Origin of the sequence: Microbulbifer halophilus (assembly GCF_026183675.1) — a bacterium.
GTDB classification, from domain to species: domain Bacteria; phylum Pseudomonadota; class Gammaproteobacteria; order Pseudomonadales; family Cellvibrionaceae; genus Microbulbifer; species Microbulbifer halophilus.
In genome coordinates, this window is the sequence record NZ_JAPIVK010000013.1 from 66,338 (window position 1) to 79,805 (window position 13,468).

A 13,468-nucleotide genomic window follows, 5' to 3' on the forward strand; every position below is an offset into this window, starting at 1 on the left:
GCGGATGTCGCGGCGCTACTGTTGCAGGAAGTCGTTGAACGCGGCCATATAGCGGTCGAAATCCTCGAATTGTGGTACATGGCCGATATCGTCCAGCTCTACCAGCTGCGCGTCGGGAATGGCTTCCGCGGTTTTCCCGCCCAGCCGGTCGTAGCGCCCCAGTTTTGCGCGTACCGATTCCGGTGCACGGCCGGCGCCGATGGCGGTGCGATCGCGGGTGCCGATGATCAGCAGTGTCGGCGCCTCGATATCGGGGAACTCGTAGAGTACCGGCTGGGTGAACACCATCTCCGAGGTCAGGGCGTCGACCCTGGCGATGTGCCCGGCGTCCGGCCCCGCGGCCCAGCCCGCCTGCAGGTCGAGCAGCGGAGCGTATTTATCTTGCCACTCGCCGTCGAAATAGGCGTGGGTCATGTAGCTTTTCACTTTTTCCGGAGTCTGCGCCATCTCCCCGGCCAGGGTCTCGTCCAGAGGCTGGTAGGGGACGAAACGTTTCCAGTCTTCCAGGCCGATGGGGTTGACCAGCACCAGCTTCTCCACCGTGTCCGGATACATCAGCGCGAAGCGGCTCGCCAGCATACCGCCCATGGAGTGGCCGGCAACGCTGACACGGTTAATTTCCAGCTCTTCCAGCAGGGCTTTGGTATTGGCAGCCAGGGCGTGGAAATTGTATTGAAAGGGCACCGGCTTGCTGGATTTGCCGAAACCGATCTGGTCCGGCGCGATCACGCGATAGCCCTGTGCCGCCAGCGCCTCGACGGTGTCTTTCCAGTAGGCACCGGAAAAATTCTTGCCGTGCAGCAGCAGGACGGTGCCGCGGGGTTTCTGCGACGAGGACGGCGGGATATCCATATAGGCCATGGTCAGGTGCTGTTGCTGCGACTGCAGCGGAAACTGCTGTACCGGGTAGGGGTACTGGTAGTCGCTCAGCATCGCATCCTGCGGTTGGATATCGACTTCGCCGGCGGCGAAGGGGCTCGCCAGTAACAGGCCTGCGGCGAACAGGCGGCGTATACCTGACAACATGGTGTCTCCCGGAAATTAGAAACTCAAGTTTCGGGGTTTAGTTTCGGCTTGTGGGATCGAAAAGCATTTGGAACTCCGAAACTTGAGTTGGAAATAAGAGTGGCTTGAATTCTGCGCTTCCCGATAGTATCAACAGCGGTCCGCGCGATTGACCGCGCCGATCGCAAATGGCTGTGCGTCCGTCGCACCCGGAGGGATTCAAGCAAAGGGAGTGCCAATGCAGAAGATTGTCGAGTTCCGCAAACGCAGTTTCTGGCATAGCCAGGTGGATCTGACTGCGCTCAACGAAAAAATTGTCGAGCTGAACCGCGATGGCTGGCGGGTGGAGCAGGTGGTGAATAACACCAACCTGGTCGGCCAGGTGATGTCCTGCACCCTGCTGCTCGAGCGCGACGAGTAGCCGTCAGCTGCCGGTTTTGAGCAGCGGCTTTTCCCGCCCCGGCAGCGGAAGCTGCGGCAGGTCGGCCACGGCCTGGATCAGCCCTTCCCGGTAGAGTTCCGCCGCCTGCTCCTTCTCGCCCAGCGCGTGTAACAGCCGCGCCAGTTCGGCGGAGGTGGCCGGGTCCGAGCGCAGCAGCAGGCTTTTCTCGAAATACTGCCGCCCCTTGCCCCACAGCTGGTTCTGCAAGCACAGGCGGCCCAGGCAGGTGAGGAGGTCGGCGTTTTCGCCGTACTCCTTCTGCCAGCCCTCGGCGACGGTCAGCTGGGCGGCGGCGTCGGCGCCGGTGAGGCAGCCGTAGAGGCGCGCCATCTGCGGGCGCCACTCGCGATTGAGTACCCAGCGGAGCTGTTTTTCCGCTTCCCCGTCGTCGCCGATCTCATGCAGCTGCTCGGCGTAGAGGCAGCGCAGCTCCAGGTTGCGCTGCCAGCGGCCGCTGAGGCTCTGCCAGACTTCCCGCAATTTCTCCACATCGCGCCGGCTGGTGGCGTCCCGGAGCTGGTGCTGGTAGACCTCCAGCTCCAGTTGCTGCAACTCTTCCTGGCGCATATTGGAGTGCTTTTCCAGTTGCGGCAGGAGTTCGCGCAGGCCGTTCCAGTCGCCCAGGCGGTAGTAGGCCTGTTTCAGCAGTTGCAGCAGCGCCGGGTGTCGGGGCTCCACCTGCTTGGCGCGCTCGAGGCTGGCGATACACTGCTCGTAGTGTTTGTCCAGCAGTTGCATGCGCGCCTGGCTGAGCGCGACTGCCAGGCGGGTGTCTTCGCCGCTGGTTTCGGCCTTGGCCAGCAGTTCGTTGGCCTCGTCCCGGTAGCCGAGTTCGAAGGCGCTGCGCGCTGCGGCCAGGTAGTTGATCAGCGGCGCCTCGGAGCGCGGGGCGCTTTTCAGCAACTGTCGGCGGGCGCGGGACCAGTTGCCCTCCATGAATTCCACCAGGCCGCTGGTCAGGCGCCGGCGCGCGACCCGCTGGCGGCCGAAGCGGATGCGGCTGACGCCGCCGCCGATACCGCGCAGCAGGCTGCGCAACAGCCAGATGGCGACGAACAACAGCAGCAGCCCCGCCGCCAGTGCGCCGACCGCCACCCAGAGATTCATTTCGATGCGCTTGCCGCCCACGGCCAGCAGCATGTAGCCGGGGTAGCTGCGGATCATCTCCGCCAGGAAGGCGCCGAACAGCAGGAAGGCCAGCGCCGCAAACAGGAAGCGTTTCACGGTGATTCACTCCCCGGCGCCTCTGCGCTGTCCGGATCGTCGTTTTCGGGGCTGTCGCCGCCGGTTTTGTGCAGTCGCTCGATATAGTTGTGCAGGGCGCTCTGGGAGGCGGCCAGGCTGGGCAGGTCGGCCTCGATGGTGGTCTGCTCCAGTTCCTGCAGCTCCCGCGCGAGCACGTCGCGCTGGTTGTTGGCGATGCCGTATTCCAGTAACAGTCGCCGGGCGCTCTCCAGCGCGTCCCTGTAGACGGTGGTGTCCTCGCGCATCAGTGCCAGTTGGGCCTGCTCCAGATTCAGGCGCAGGCTCTGGCGGTAGCGGGTCTCGCTCTGGGGCGACAGCAGCACCGGGTCGATATCGCCGTCGCGGATGCGGACGGCGTCGCGCATGAATTCGCTGAAGTTGTCCAGGCTGCGTTGCCAGGGACTGGCGTCGGCCGCGGCTTCCTCGCGATCACCGGCGCCGTCGTCGGAGCCGGCCAGGTCGAATTCCGGCTGGATGCTGGAGCGCAGCAGCTGCTCCTCGAGGGCGCGCAGGCGCAGGTAGATCCCGTCGCGGTCGATATTGTCCACCAGTTTCAGCGCGGTGATATCCCGGGCCAGTTGTCGGCGTACGCCGTAGAGATCGGGCAGGTCCACCCGGCGGACGATGGTGTCCACCTCTTCCAGCAGGCCCAGTGCGGCGCGGCTGTCGCGCTCCATCAGCAGGCGCTGGTTGGCCAGCCGCAGCAGGTAGTCGGCCTCGGCAAGCTGCCAGTCCTCGCGGCCGATATTGCCCAGTTCGCCCAGGCGGTTGCCCTGGGCGGTGACGTCCCGCTGCAGTTCGGCGAGCTGCTGCTGCAGTTGCGCGATGCTGCGCTTTTGCCGGCGGAGCTGGTTGCGCAGGGCGGCGTTGGCCCGCTCCTGGGCTTCCAGGGCGCCCGCGGTGCCGGGCGATGTCGGCGGTTCGCCGGATTGCGGCGCTTGCGGCTCCGGGGTTGGCGGCTGGGTTTCGGCCGCGGGCGCTTCCGGTTCCGCGGCGGGCGTCTCCGGTTTGCGGGTTCCGGCGTCGGTTGTGGTCTGGCGGGGCGCCGGTTGCCCTGTCTCCTCGGACGGCACGCCGGGCAGGAAGTCCAGGTGGCGGTTCGCCAGTTCCCGGGCCTGGGGCCACTGGAACCAGGCCCAGGTGCCGGCGGCTCCCAGCAGGGCGAGCGGCAGCAGGAGCCACAGCCAGCCGCCTCTTTTTTTCCGCGGCGCCGACTTGCCCGCCTTCGCGGTCTTGCCGCTCTTTTCCTCTGCGGCCTTGGCGAAGTTGCTTTTGGCTTCCGCCTTGTCCTGGGCGGTGGCCTGTTGCGATTTGCCGGTGTCTTTGGATTTATCGTCAGTCATGGGCGCGGCTGGCAGGGAGTAGAAAATGTCGTCAAATTATAGCGACTGGCGGCACGCTTTATACGATGTGTGGCGCGCTTTTGAAATATTTTACCTTTAACGGGCGGCGAATCCGGCGTGGACCCGGGCTAGTATCGCGCGAGCGCCGTTTCCAGTGCGGCGCGCATGGCGCTGTCGCCGGCGTTCCGGGCCGCCTGGGGGCGGGCAAAGCCGAGTGTCCGCGCGCGCTCGGCGACGCGCTCGCTGGGACAGGCCAGGGGTATGGCGAACAGTGCCGTGCGCCCGCTGCGCTCTATGCAGTGGGCGAGGTTGGCCAGGGTTTCGCCGCTGTGCACGGCGATGGCGTCCGCCCGGGCGCTGTAGTCTTGCAGTTGCTGCAACGCCTCTGGGGGCAGGAGGCGTCGGTAGAGTTCGCAGTAATCCACCCGAGCGCCGCGCCCGCGCAGCGTGTCGCCGATCAGGGTGCGGCCGCCGCTGCCGCGGAAGATCAGCGCCCGCTCGCCGTCGATCTTTTGCAGTTCCGGCAGCGACAGCAGCGCCTCGCTGTCCATGGTGTCGCCGCCGCGCTCGCAGTCGATGCCGCGCTCGTCCAGGGCGCGGGCGGTGGCGGCGCCGATGGCGTAGTAGCGGGGGCCGATGGGCAGTTGCGGCCAGTAGGTATCGAGCCAGTCACAGCCGAACTCCACGGCGTTCTGCGATACGAAGATGGCGCGATCGAACTGGTCGAAATCGAGGATCCGCTTCTTGATGGTCTGCAGCGGCGCGCCGCTGTCGATGGGCTCGATGGCCAGCATGGGGATATGGTCCACCGCCGCGCCGGCGTCGCGCAGCAGTGCGCACCAGGTCCCGGCCCGCTGTGCGGGGCGGGTGACGAGAATGCGTTTGCCGGCCAGCACAGACACGGTTCAGATACTGGCGAGAATCTTGTCGGCGCCGGAGGCCAGCAGTTCCTCGGCCAGGTCGATGCCCATGGCCTCGCCGTCGGCGGCGGGGCCGCGGCGTTCGGCGCGCACCGTGGTGCTGCCGTCCGGGTCGCCCACCAGGCCGCGCAGCCACAGCTCGCCGTTGTCCAGTTCGGAGTAGCAGCCGATGGGCACCTGGCAGCTGCCGTCGAGGCGGCGGACCACGGCGCGTTCCGCCAGCAGGCGCGCGGCGGTGGCCTCGCAGTGCAGCGGTTGCAGCAGGGCTTCCAGTGACCCGTCGCGGCGGCACTCGATTCCCACGGCGCCCTGGCCGCCGGCGGGCAGCAGGATTTCCGGGGGCAGGAACTGGCGGATACGTTCGCGCATCTCCAGGCGCAGCAGGCCGGCGGAGGCGAGCACGATGGCATCGAAGTCGCCGCGGTCCAGCTTGGCCAGGCGGGTGTTGACGTTGCCGCGCAGGAATTTCACTTCCAGGTCCGGGCGCCGCGCCAGCACCTGGCACTGCCGGCGCAGGCTGGAGGTGCCCACCACGGCGCCGGCGGGCAGTGCGTCCAGGTCGGCGTAGTGATTGCTCACAAAGGCGTCGCGCGGGTCTTCGCGCTCGCAGATCACCGGCAGGTGCAGGCCGTCGGGGAATTCCATGGGTACGTCTTTCATGGAGTGCACGGCGATATCCGCCTCGCCGTCCAGCATCGCCCGCTCCAGCTCTTTCACGAACAGGCCCTTGCCGCCCACTTTGGCCAGCGGGATATCCAGCAGCTGGTCGCCGCGGCTGGTCAGCGGCAGCAGCTCGACGGTCAGGCCCGGATGCAGGCGCTCCAGGTGGTCCCTGACGTAGTTGGCCTGCCACAGGGCCAGGGAGCTCTGGCGGGTGGCGATGCGGATGCGGTCGATGGGCATAGGGCTCTGTCGATTGGGAAATGGCTGGGGGATTCTAACACCGGGGGCTGGCTGTGCCTTGTCCGGGTGGGATTTCTGTCATCCGTCCCCGGTTTCCAGGCTCCGGGAACGCAGCCAGTCCTCGAGGATAATCCGCGCGGCGATGGAATCCACCGGGTCGTCGGCGTAGTTGCCGCGGTGGCCCCGCTCGCGGGCCTCCTCCTTGGCGGCGCGGGTGCTGAGGCGTTCGTCGACATATTCCACCGGCAGGCCGGTGCGGCCGTGCAGGCGCCGGCCGAACTTGCGCGCGCGGGCGCCGAACTCGCTCTCGCTGCCGTCCATGTTCAGCGGCAGGCCCACCAGCAGGGTGTGGGGCTGCCATTCGTCGAGCAGTTTCTGCACCCGATTCCAGTCGGGTTTGCCGTCTTTGGCCGGCAGTGGCTGCAGTTCGCGGGCGCTGCCGGTGAGGCTCTGTCCGAAGGCGGTGCCGATGGAGCGGGTGCCGAAGTCGAAGGCGAGGGCGGTGGTGGGTTTATTGCTGCTCAATGGCACTCCCAAATCCCTGTTTGAAGATTTTCAAAGTCCGGTGCAGGTCCGGGCCGGTATCGCTTTCTGGAGCACGCCGTAAATACCTCCCTGTAGGCTTGTCGGCGAGGTCCCTCTCGCCGACAGTCCCGGAAAGCGATACCCTCCCGGCCCTACTGGAGAGTCAAACGACTCTAAGCGTGTCCCGCCTGAGCACCCAGCCCGCTCATATCGATACCCTGGCGGGCGGCGGCGGTCTGCCAGCGCTTGTGCCAGGGGGTGGCGAAGAGGATCTCCGGTTCCGCCGGCAGGGTCAGCCAGGCGTTGTCCGCCAGCTCCTCCTCCAGCTGGCCGGGCCCCCAGCCGGAGTAGCCCAGTGCCACCAGCACGTCGTCGGGGCCGCGGCCGGCGGCCAGGGACTCGAGGATATCCCGGGAGGCGGTGAGGCTGATGTCCCCGTTCACTTCCAGGGTGGAATCGAAGCGCGCGCCGGCACCGTGCAGTACGAAGCCCTGCTCCGGGGACACGGGGCCGCCCAGCAGTACCGTCTCGTCACCGCGCAGGCTCAGGTCCTCCAGCGACAGCTGGTCGAAAACCTGTTTCCAGTGGACCTTGCTGGGGATGTTGATGGCGATCGCCATGGCGCCCTCCGGGCTGTGTTCACAGACGAAGGCGATGGTATGCCGGAAGCGTGGGTCCTCCATGCCGGGCATGGCCAGCAGGAACTGGCCGCGCAGGCCGGTGTGGGTCAGGTCACTGTCGATGTTCGGGTGTTGCATAGCGGTAGTCTAATTTGCGCCGGGGCTTTTCGCTGCCCGGTTTCAGCCGCGACCGGGTGCCTCGCCGGCGGCGGTGGAGAAGCCGGTCATCTCGAAGCGCCAGGTGCGGATGATCTCCAGCCGGTCTGCCTCTTTGCGTATCTCCGCAGGGAAGGGCGCGAAGGGGGCGGCCAGCCGCACTATCTGCCGGGCGGCGTCGTCCAGCACCCGCTCGCCGGAGGAGTCGAGGATCACCACCTTTTCCACCGCACCGGTGGGCAGCAGCCGCACCATCAGGCGCAGGCTGCCGGTGATCTGCCGCTGCAGGGCCTCCTCCGGGAAGTTGTCGTTGCCTACGGCCTCCACCTTCTGGCGCCAGTCGTGCAGGTAGGCGGCGTCGGCGGAGGCCTTGGTGGCCACCGAGGTGAGGCGCCGCACCCGCGGGCGCTGGGCGATGGTCTGGCGGATCTTGTCCAGGCGTGCCTGCAGGCTGGCCACTTCCGGGTTGGATTGCGGCAGGTCGCTGGGGGCGTCGCCGCGCTTTTCCTCCGACGGCTTGTCTTCCGCCGGCAGTTCCGGCGCCTGTTGCGGGCTGTCGCCGATGGTGGTGACCAGTTGGCGGCGCTGGTCCGCCGGGCGCGCGGCCCGCTGCTGTGGCAGTGGATTGATTTCGCGTATCGCGGTGTCGGCGATCTCGGCGTGGCGGTTGGTGGATAGCTCTTTCGGTGTCTCGGCGCTGCCGCTGGCCTGCTGGTTGTGCTGCGCCAGGTAGTCGGCGTTTTCCGGTGCGCGGGCGCTGTGGTGCTGGGCCAGGGTGACCTCGAGGGTGGGTGGCGCCCGCCGGTCGTCGGGCGCGGTGAAGGCCACGCCGAAAATGAGCATGGCGTGAAAGGCGCAGGCGACAAACAGTGCGAACACGAAGCGGTCGTGTTGCGCGGCCTGTTGCGGTGAGCTGCTGGCGGTCGGGTTCATTGTTCGTTATTGGCTACTTCTCTGCTTCCGCGCCGTCCGTTCTGAGTGCGGTTGAATCCTGTGCCTAGTTTACCCCCTTTGCTCGAGCCGGTCTGTGATCGCGCGCATCAGCTGATCGCCGATATCGGTGCCGCAGGCGGCGTCGATCTCGCGTACGCAGGTGGGGCTGGTGACGTTGATTTCGGTCAGGTAGTCGCCGATTACATCGAGTCCCACAAACAGCAATCCCTTTTCTTTCAGGGAAGGCGCCACCTGTTCGACGATCCAGCGGTCCCGGTCGCTCAGCGGGCGCGCCTCGCCGCGGCCGCCGGCGGCCAGGTTGCCGCGAGTCTCACCCGCTTCCGGAATCCGCGCCAGGCAGTGGGGCACGGCCTCGCCGTCGACGATCAGGATGCGCTTGTCGCCCGCCTTGATCTCGGGGATATAGCGCTGGCCCATGATCTGCCGGCCGCCGCGTTCGGTGAGCATTTCCAGGATTGCGCCCAGGTTGGCGCCGTCGGGTTTGCAGTGGAAGATGCCGCTGCCGCCCATGCCGTCCAGTGGCTTGAAGATCACGTCTTTGTGCTCGCCGTGAAAAGCGCGCAGTCGCTGCATGTCGCGGCTGACGATCAGCGGCGGGCAGCACTGGGGGAATTGGGTGGCGAACAGTTTTTCGTTGCAGTCGCGCAGGGATTGGGGTTTGTTTACCACCAGTGCACCGTCGCGCTCGGCGGCTTCCAGTATGTAGGTGGAGTAGAGAAACTCGTTGTCGAACGGTGGGTCCACGCGCATCAGCAGGGTGTCGACATCGCCCAGCGGCATTTCCGCCACCTCGCCCAGCTCGAACCAGTGCTGGGGATCGTCGAACACCCGCAGCGGGCGGCCGCGCCCCATGGCGCGGCCGTCGGACAGGTAGAGGTCGCCCTGTTCGAAATAAATCAGTTCGAAACCGCTTTGCTGTGCGGCCTGTAACAGCGCGAGAGTGGTGTCCTTCTTAAAATGTATCCGGGCGATGGGGTCCATCACCACGCCGAGGGAATAACTCATGGCGGGTTCCGTGCTGGGTCGAAAAACAAGTGGAATGTCAGGCAGGTAAGGTAAGAGTTGCCCCGCGGCTGCGCAACTGTTTGGTGGTGAAATTGCGCGGTGAAATAGTGAGCAGTTTCCCTCATCCCCATCCGTTGCCTCGAACTTTGGCGACTATTTGTACAGCAATGTAGTCCGCTTCCCGCCTTCGGTAGATTCACTTTGGGTTCTGTGATAAAAGTTCGTACTTATGTGCGACCTCGACGTCATCCGAGGCGCCCAGACCCTGAAAGTGGTTGCAGAAAGGGCACTTCTGACACTTCGGAAAACGGTGCCCGAAAATAAGTAAACAGGGGATTCAACAATACTATGGAGCTCAACTGGGAAAGCCTGACGGTGATGGTGATCGACGATAGCAAGACTATTCGTCGCACTGCAGAGACATTGCTGCAGAAAGTCGGTTGTACTGTCGTCACCGCCACAGATGGTTTCGATGCGCTGGCAAAAATCGCCGATTCGCGCCCGGATATCATCTTCGTCGATATCATGATGCCGCGTCTCGACGGCTATCAGACCTGCGCGCTGATCAAGAACAACAGCGAATTCCGCTCCACGCCGGTGGTGATGCTCTCGAGCAAGGACGGCCTGTTCGACAAGGCGAAGGGACGTGTGGTCGGGTGTGATCAGTATCTGACCAAGCCGTTCAGCAAAAGCGAATTGCTGGGCGCTATTTCCGAGCACGCCAAGCCGCACCACGCGGCCTGAATGCCGACGCCGGTCGGTGTTTTGCTACCGGTGGGGGCAGTGTGCTGTGACTTTGTCGAGGTGACTGGCGTAGAATGGTTCGCGCCCGTTGCTGCAATCCGGTGGCGGCGCGATAAACATCCAGAGCCTGTCTGTGCTTCACCGGGCCGGGTGGTATGAAAATCAAGCAAGGGTGAGCGGGCGTTGCCGATTCGGCTCGGCGGCCCGCCGATAAAAAGACAACCATGTCCGTAGCAGTTTGCCGCGAGCGGCGCTTTGCGGAGGAGAAATGTCGCGGGGGACAAATGGCAAGAGTATTGATTGTTGACGACTCGCCAACCGAAACACACAAGCTGACCACCATCCTGGAAAAGAACGGCCACGCGGTGCTCGCCGCGGCCAGCGGGGAAAATGGTGTCGACGTGGCGCGCGAACAGCGCCCCGATGTGATCCTGATGGATATCGTGATGCCCGGCCTGAACGGCTTCCAGGCGACCCGCCAGCTGAGCAAGGGCGACGGGACCAGTGGTATCCCGATCATCATCGTGACCACCAAGGACCAGGACACCGACCGGGTCTGGGGCATGCGCCAGGGTGCGCGCGCCTACCTGACCAAGCCGATTGAAGAGGGCAAACTGCTGGGAACCATCGAGGAGGTGTTGGCCTAGGCCAGCCGCAAGTTCAGTGCAGTCAAGACAGACTCCCTATCTCGCACTGGTCGATATCGCCAGGCGCGCCAAGGCGCAGGCCGCCGGCCTGCCCGGGCGCCAGGAGATCAAACCCTACTGGACCGGTATCGGCTTTTCCCTGCTGGGCCACCGCTTCGTCGCCGCGATGGACGAAGTGGTGGAGCTGCTGGAAGTGCCCCAGTACACCTTCATACCCGGCGCCCAGCCCTGGGTGCGGGGGGTGGCCAATGTGCGCGGCCGCCTGCTGCCGATCTTCGATCTGGCGGCCTTCTTCGGCGGCAGCCTGCGCAGCCAGCGCCAGCAGCGCCGGGTGCTGGTGGTCGAGCACGAAAAGGTCTACGTGGGCCTGATCGTCGATGAGCTGTACGGTATGCAGCACCTGGCCGTCGAGTACGCCCGGCACGCACCGGGCGATCTGCTGGAGCCGTTTGCCCCGATGGTTAACGGGCAGTTCGAGTTGCAGCAGGGACGCTGGTTGGTGTTCGACATGCTGGCGCTGATCAACGACTTTCAGTTTATGGATGCCGCGGCGCACTGACAGTGCCCGCGGCATTTGTGACTTCCCGCTACGGGAAAAATTCCGCGCAGTCATGCGCTGTGTAACCCCGGTTGCACAGCGACACAGTGACACCGAGGACTGCGTCGGGCGAAGCGTTCATTGAGTGGTGATAAAAAAGAATTGGCCTGGAGTACAGGTCCGCCAGGAGTAAACTATGAAAACAGGCTCCCAGAGTTCCTTTTCCGCGCTGCGCAGTAATCCCGCGGCGCTGTTTATGGGTCTGCTGGTACTCGCCACACTGGCGGGGCTGATTGTCAGTATCTACCTGGTCCAGACCCAGGGCGACAAGGATAAAGAGTATCTGCAGCAGGTCGCGGAGCTGCGCGCACTGGCCTACCAGGTAGTGTCCCACGCGCCGGCAGCCACTGCCGGTGACGAGGACGCTTTCGCAGAGCTGGAGACGGTCATCGACGATATGGGCCAGACCTGGAGCGAATTGCAGGGCGCCGATGAGGGCACCCGCCGCGCAATGGAGGACGAGCTGGCTGCCTACGGCCAGGTGTGGCGCCAGTTGCGCGAGCAGGCCGATACCATTCTCGGTAACAAGGACTCGATCATCTTCCTGAACGATGTGGCGAGTACCCTGAACGATTCGCTGCCGGAACTACAGGCCGAGCACAACAACATCGTGGAAATCCTGCTGGCCAACAACGCCCCGGCCAACCAGGTGGAGCAGGCGCAGCTGCAGGTGTGGCGCGCCGAGCGTATCGGCCGGAACATCGATAAGATGCTGCAGGGCGGGGCCAATGCGGAAGAGGCCGCGGACCAGTTCAACACCGACGCCAGCCTGTTCGGTAAAGTCGTCGAGGGCATGAAGAGTGGCGACGTGGTCATGGGGATATCCCGCGTGACCGACGACGAGGCCCGCCAGTCCCTGGAGGAGATTACCGAACTGTTCGAGTTCGTGAGCTCCTCGGTGCGCGAGATTTTCGAGGCGACCCCGGCACTGTTTGCCACCCGCCAGGCTACCGACGGTATCCTCGCCTCCTCGCCGCAACTGCTGGAATCCCTCAATGCGCTCAACGACCGCATCGTGAACCTGTCCGGCGAGCGCCAGCCGAACAACCAGACCATCGCCATCATCGCCGCCGTGTTCGTACTGCTGATCTTCGGCATGATGATCGCAGCCTTCTCCGGTACCCGCCGCAGCCTGCGCGAAGAGTCCGACACCAACGAGCGCAACCAGCAGGCGATTATGCAGCTGCTGGACGAGCTGGCCGACCTGGCCGACGGTGACCTGACCACCACCGCCACGGTAACCGAGGCCTTCACCGGCGCCATCGCCGACTCCATCAACTACACCGTCGACCAACTGCGGATCCTGGTGTCGCGAATCAATGGTGCGGCCCAGGAAGTGTCCGGCCTGTCGCAGGAAACCCAGCAGACCGCCCTGCACCTGGCCGAGGCCTCCGAACACCAGGCGCAGGAAATCGCCGGCGCTTCCGCGGCGGTGAACGAAATGGCCGTGACCATCGACCAGGTATCTGCCAACGCCGCCGAGTCGGCCCAGGTGGCGGAGCGCTCGGTACAGATTGCCGGTAACGGCGCCAAGGTGGTACAGAACACCATCAAGGGCATGGACACCATCCGCGAGCAGATCCAGGACACCTCCAAGCGGATCAAGCGCCTGGGCGAATCCTCGCAGGAAATCGGTGACATCGTGAGCCTGATTAACGACATTGCCGACCAGACCAACATCCTCGCCCTGAACGCCGCCATCCAGGCGAGTATGGCCGGCGACGCGGGCCGCGGCTTCGCCGTGGTTGCGGACGAGGTACAGCGCCTCGCGGAACGTTCCGCCGCCGCCACCAAGCAGATCGAAGGCCTGGTAAAAGCGATTCAGTCGGACACCAACGAGGCGGTGGTGTCGATGGAGGCGACCACCACCGAGGTGGTACGCGGTGCCCGCCTGGCCCAGGACGCCGGTGTTGCACTGGAGGAAATTGAAGGCGTATCCACCAACCTGGCCGCGCTGATTCAGAACATCTCCAACGCCGCGCGTCAGCAGGCCTCCTCCGCCGGCCACATCTCCAACACGATGAACGTGATTCAGGAGATTACCTCGCAGACTTCTGCCGGTACCCAGGCCACCGCCCAGTCCATTGGTAACCTGGCGCAGACCGCATCCACCCTGCGCGACTCCGTCGCCGGCTTCAAACTGCCGGAACAGGAAACCGCGGAAGACGGCGGCGACCTCTACGACGTGGAGCTGCCGGAGATGGGCGAGGGGGAATTCTCCCTGCTCGACAGCGACGACACCGAGTCGCCGGACAACCGCGAAGACCGGGCTCTGGCCTGATTTGCCAAATGCCGTTCGGCGGAAGAATGGGGGGCGGAGCGCGACGGCTCCGGCCCTGCCCCGGCGACGACACGGATTCC

The 13,468-nt window shown here is 65.0% G+C and carries 14 protein-coding genes; 5 read left to right on the top strand and 9 right to left on the bottom strand.

All coding sequences use genetic code 11. The features are described from left to right. Nucleotides 1-15: 15 nt before the first annotated feature. Nucleotides 16-1,026: an alpha/beta fold hydrolase gene (locus tag OQE62_RS08760; protein WP_265721642.1), complete on the bottom strand. Its 1,011-nt coding sequence runs from the start codon at nt 1,024-1,026 to the stop codon at nt 16-18. Nucleotides 1,027-1,243: 217 nt separating this feature from the next. Between OQE62_RS08760 and OQE62_RS08765 the strand changes: the two genes are divergently transcribed. Further along, nucleotides 1,244-1,426 (top strand): DUF4177 domain-containing protein, encoded by a 183-nt coding sequence (locus OQE62_RS08765; protein ID WP_265721643.1) that lies wholly within the window; start codon nt 1,244-1,246, stop codon nt 1,424-1,426. A 3-nt stretch (nt 1,427-1,429) separates the two neighbouring features. Here OQE62_RS08765 and OQE62_RS08770 read toward each other — a convergent pair whose 3' ends face one another. The 8 genes from OQE62_RS08770 to gshB all read right to left on the bottom strand — a co-directional run bounded on the left by OQE62_RS08770 (nt 1,430) and on the right by gshB (nt 9,118). Continuing rightward, nucleotides 1,430-2,671 carry a heme biosynthesis HemY N-terminal domain-containing protein gene (locus tag OQE62_RS08770; RefSeq protein ID WP_265721644.1) on the bottom strand — a complete coding sequence of 414 codons (1,242 nt, stop codon included), beginning with the start codon at nt 2,669-2,671 and terminating at the stop codon, nt 1,430-1,432. Next, entirely contained in the window at nt 2,668-4,035 is a 1,368-nt protein-coding gene (locus OQE62_RS08775; RefSeq protein WP_265721645.1) for a uroporphyrinogen-III C-methyltransferase, read from the bottom strand. Before OQE62_RS08775 ends, OQE62_RS08770 begins: the two co-directional genes overlap by 4 nt. 128 nt (nt 4,036-4,163) lie before the next feature. Then, a complete protein-coding gene (locus tag OQE62_RS08780; protein ID WP_265721646.1) occupies nt 4,164-4,937 on the bottom strand; it encodes a uroporphyrinogen-III synthase in 774 nt (257 codons plus the stop codon). 3 nt (nt 4,938-4,940) lie between these two features. Continuing rightward, the gene (hemC, locus tag OQE62_RS08785; protein WP_265721647.1) at nt 4,941-5,858 is read right to left on the bottom strand and encodes a hydroxymethylbilane synthase; all 918 of its coding nucleotides are present in this window, start codon (nt 5,856-5,858) and stop codon (nt 4,941-4,943) included. A 78-nt stretch (nt 5,859-5,936) separates the two neighbouring features. After that, on the bottom strand, nt 5,937-6,389 hold the full coding sequence (gene ruvX, locus OQE62_RS08790) for a Holliday junction resolvase RuvX (RefSeq protein WP_265721648.1): 453 nt from the start codon (nt 6,387-6,389) through the stop codon (nt 5,937-5,939). 167 nt (nt 6,390-6,556) lie between these two features. Further along, nucleotides 6,557-7,141: a YqgE/AlgH family protein gene (locus OQE62_RS08795; RefSeq protein WP_265721649.1), complete on the bottom strand. Its 585-nt coding sequence runs from the start codon at nt 7,139-7,141 to the stop codon at nt 6,557-6,559. A 42-nt stretch (nt 7,142-7,183) separates the two neighbouring features. Beyond that, complete coding sequence (locus OQE62_RS08800) at nt 7,184-8,092, bottom strand: energy transducer TonB (protein ID WP_265721650.1); 909 nt, start codon at nt 8,090-8,092, stop codon at nt 7,184-7,186. A 69-nt stretch (nt 8,093-8,161) separates the two neighbouring features. After that, complete coding sequence (gene gshB, locus OQE62_RS08805) at nt 8,162-9,118, bottom strand: glutathione synthase (protein WP_265721651.1); 957 nt, start codon at nt 9,116-9,118, stop codon at nt 8,162-8,164. A 348-nt stretch (nt 9,119-9,466) separates the two neighbouring features. On the opposite strand from gshB, the gene pilG reads away from it, so the two are divergent. The 4 genes from pilG (at nt 9,467) to OQE62_RS08825 (ending at nt 13,388) form a co-directional block, all read left to right on the top strand. Then, entirely contained in the window at nt 9,467-9,862 is a 396-nt protein-coding gene (pilG, locus tag OQE62_RS08810) for a twitching motility response regulator PilG (protein WP_265721652.1), read from the top strand. A gap of 284 nt (nt 9,863-10,146) precedes the next feature. Next, nucleotides 10,147-10,509 (top strand): twitching motility response regulator PilH, encoded by a 363-nt coding sequence (gene pilH, locus OQE62_RS08815; RefSeq protein WP_265721653.1) that lies wholly within the window; start codon nt 10,147-10,149, stop codon nt 10,507-10,509. A 16-nt stretch (nt 10,510-10,525) separates the two neighbouring features. Beyond that, nucleotides 10,526-11,068 carry a chemotaxis protein CheW gene (locus tag OQE62_RS08820; RefSeq protein WP_265721654.1) on the top strand — a complete coding sequence of 181 codons (543 nt, stop codon included), beginning with the start codon at nt 10,526-10,528 and terminating at the stop codon, nt 11,066-11,068. 175 nt (nt 11,069-11,243) lie between these two features. Further along, complete coding sequence (locus OQE62_RS08825; RefSeq protein ID WP_265721655.1) at nt 11,244-13,388, top strand: methyl-accepting chemotaxis protein; 2,145 nt, start codon at nt 11,244-11,246, stop codon at nt 13,386-13,388. The last annotated feature ends 80 nt before the right edge of the window (nt 13,389-13,468 follow it).

What these genes read in the sequence shown, in the direction of transcription:
- gshB (WP_265721651.1), bottom strand. Translation starts at nt 9,118, where the DNA reads ATGAGTTATTCCCTCGGCGTGGTGATGGACCCCATCGCCCGGATACAT.
- pilG (WP_265721652.1), top strand. Translation starts at nt 9,467, where the DNA reads ATGGAGCTCAACTGGGAAAGCCTGACGGTGATGGTGATCGACGATAGC.
- OQE62_RS08825 (WP_265721655.1), top strand. Translation starts at nt 11,244, where the DNA reads ATGAAAACAGGCTCCCAGAGTTCCTTTTCCGCGCTGCGCAGTAATCCC.
- OQE62_RS08775 (WP_265721645.1), bottom strand. Translation starts at nt 4,035, where the DNA reads ATGACTGACGATAAATCCAAAGACACCGGCAAATCGCAACAGGCCACC.
- OQE62_RS08765 (WP_265721643.1), top strand. Translation starts at nt 1,244, where the DNA reads ATGCAGAAGATTGTCGAGTTCCGCAAACGCAGTTTCTGGCATAGCCAG.
- OQE62_RS08800 (WP_265721650.1), bottom strand. Translation starts at nt 8,092, where the DNA reads ATGAACCCGACCGCCAGCAGCTCACCGCAACAGGCCGCGCAACACGAC.
- OQE62_RS08760 (WP_265721642.1), bottom strand. Translation starts at nt 1,026, where the DNA reads ATGTTGTCAGGTATACGCCGCCTGTTCGCCGCAGGCCTGTTACTGGCG.
- pilH (WP_265721653.1), top strand. Translation starts at nt 10,147, where the DNA reads ATGGCAAGAGTATTGATTGTTGACGACTCGCCAACCGAAACACACAAG.
- OQE62_RS08795 (WP_265721649.1), bottom strand. Translation starts at nt 7,141, where the DNA reads ATGCAACACCCGAACATCGACAGTGACCTGACCCACACCGGCCTGCGC.
- hemC (WP_265721647.1), bottom strand. Translation starts at nt 5,858, where the DNA reads ATGCCCATCGACCGCATCCGCATCGCCACCCGCCAGAGCTCCCTGGCC.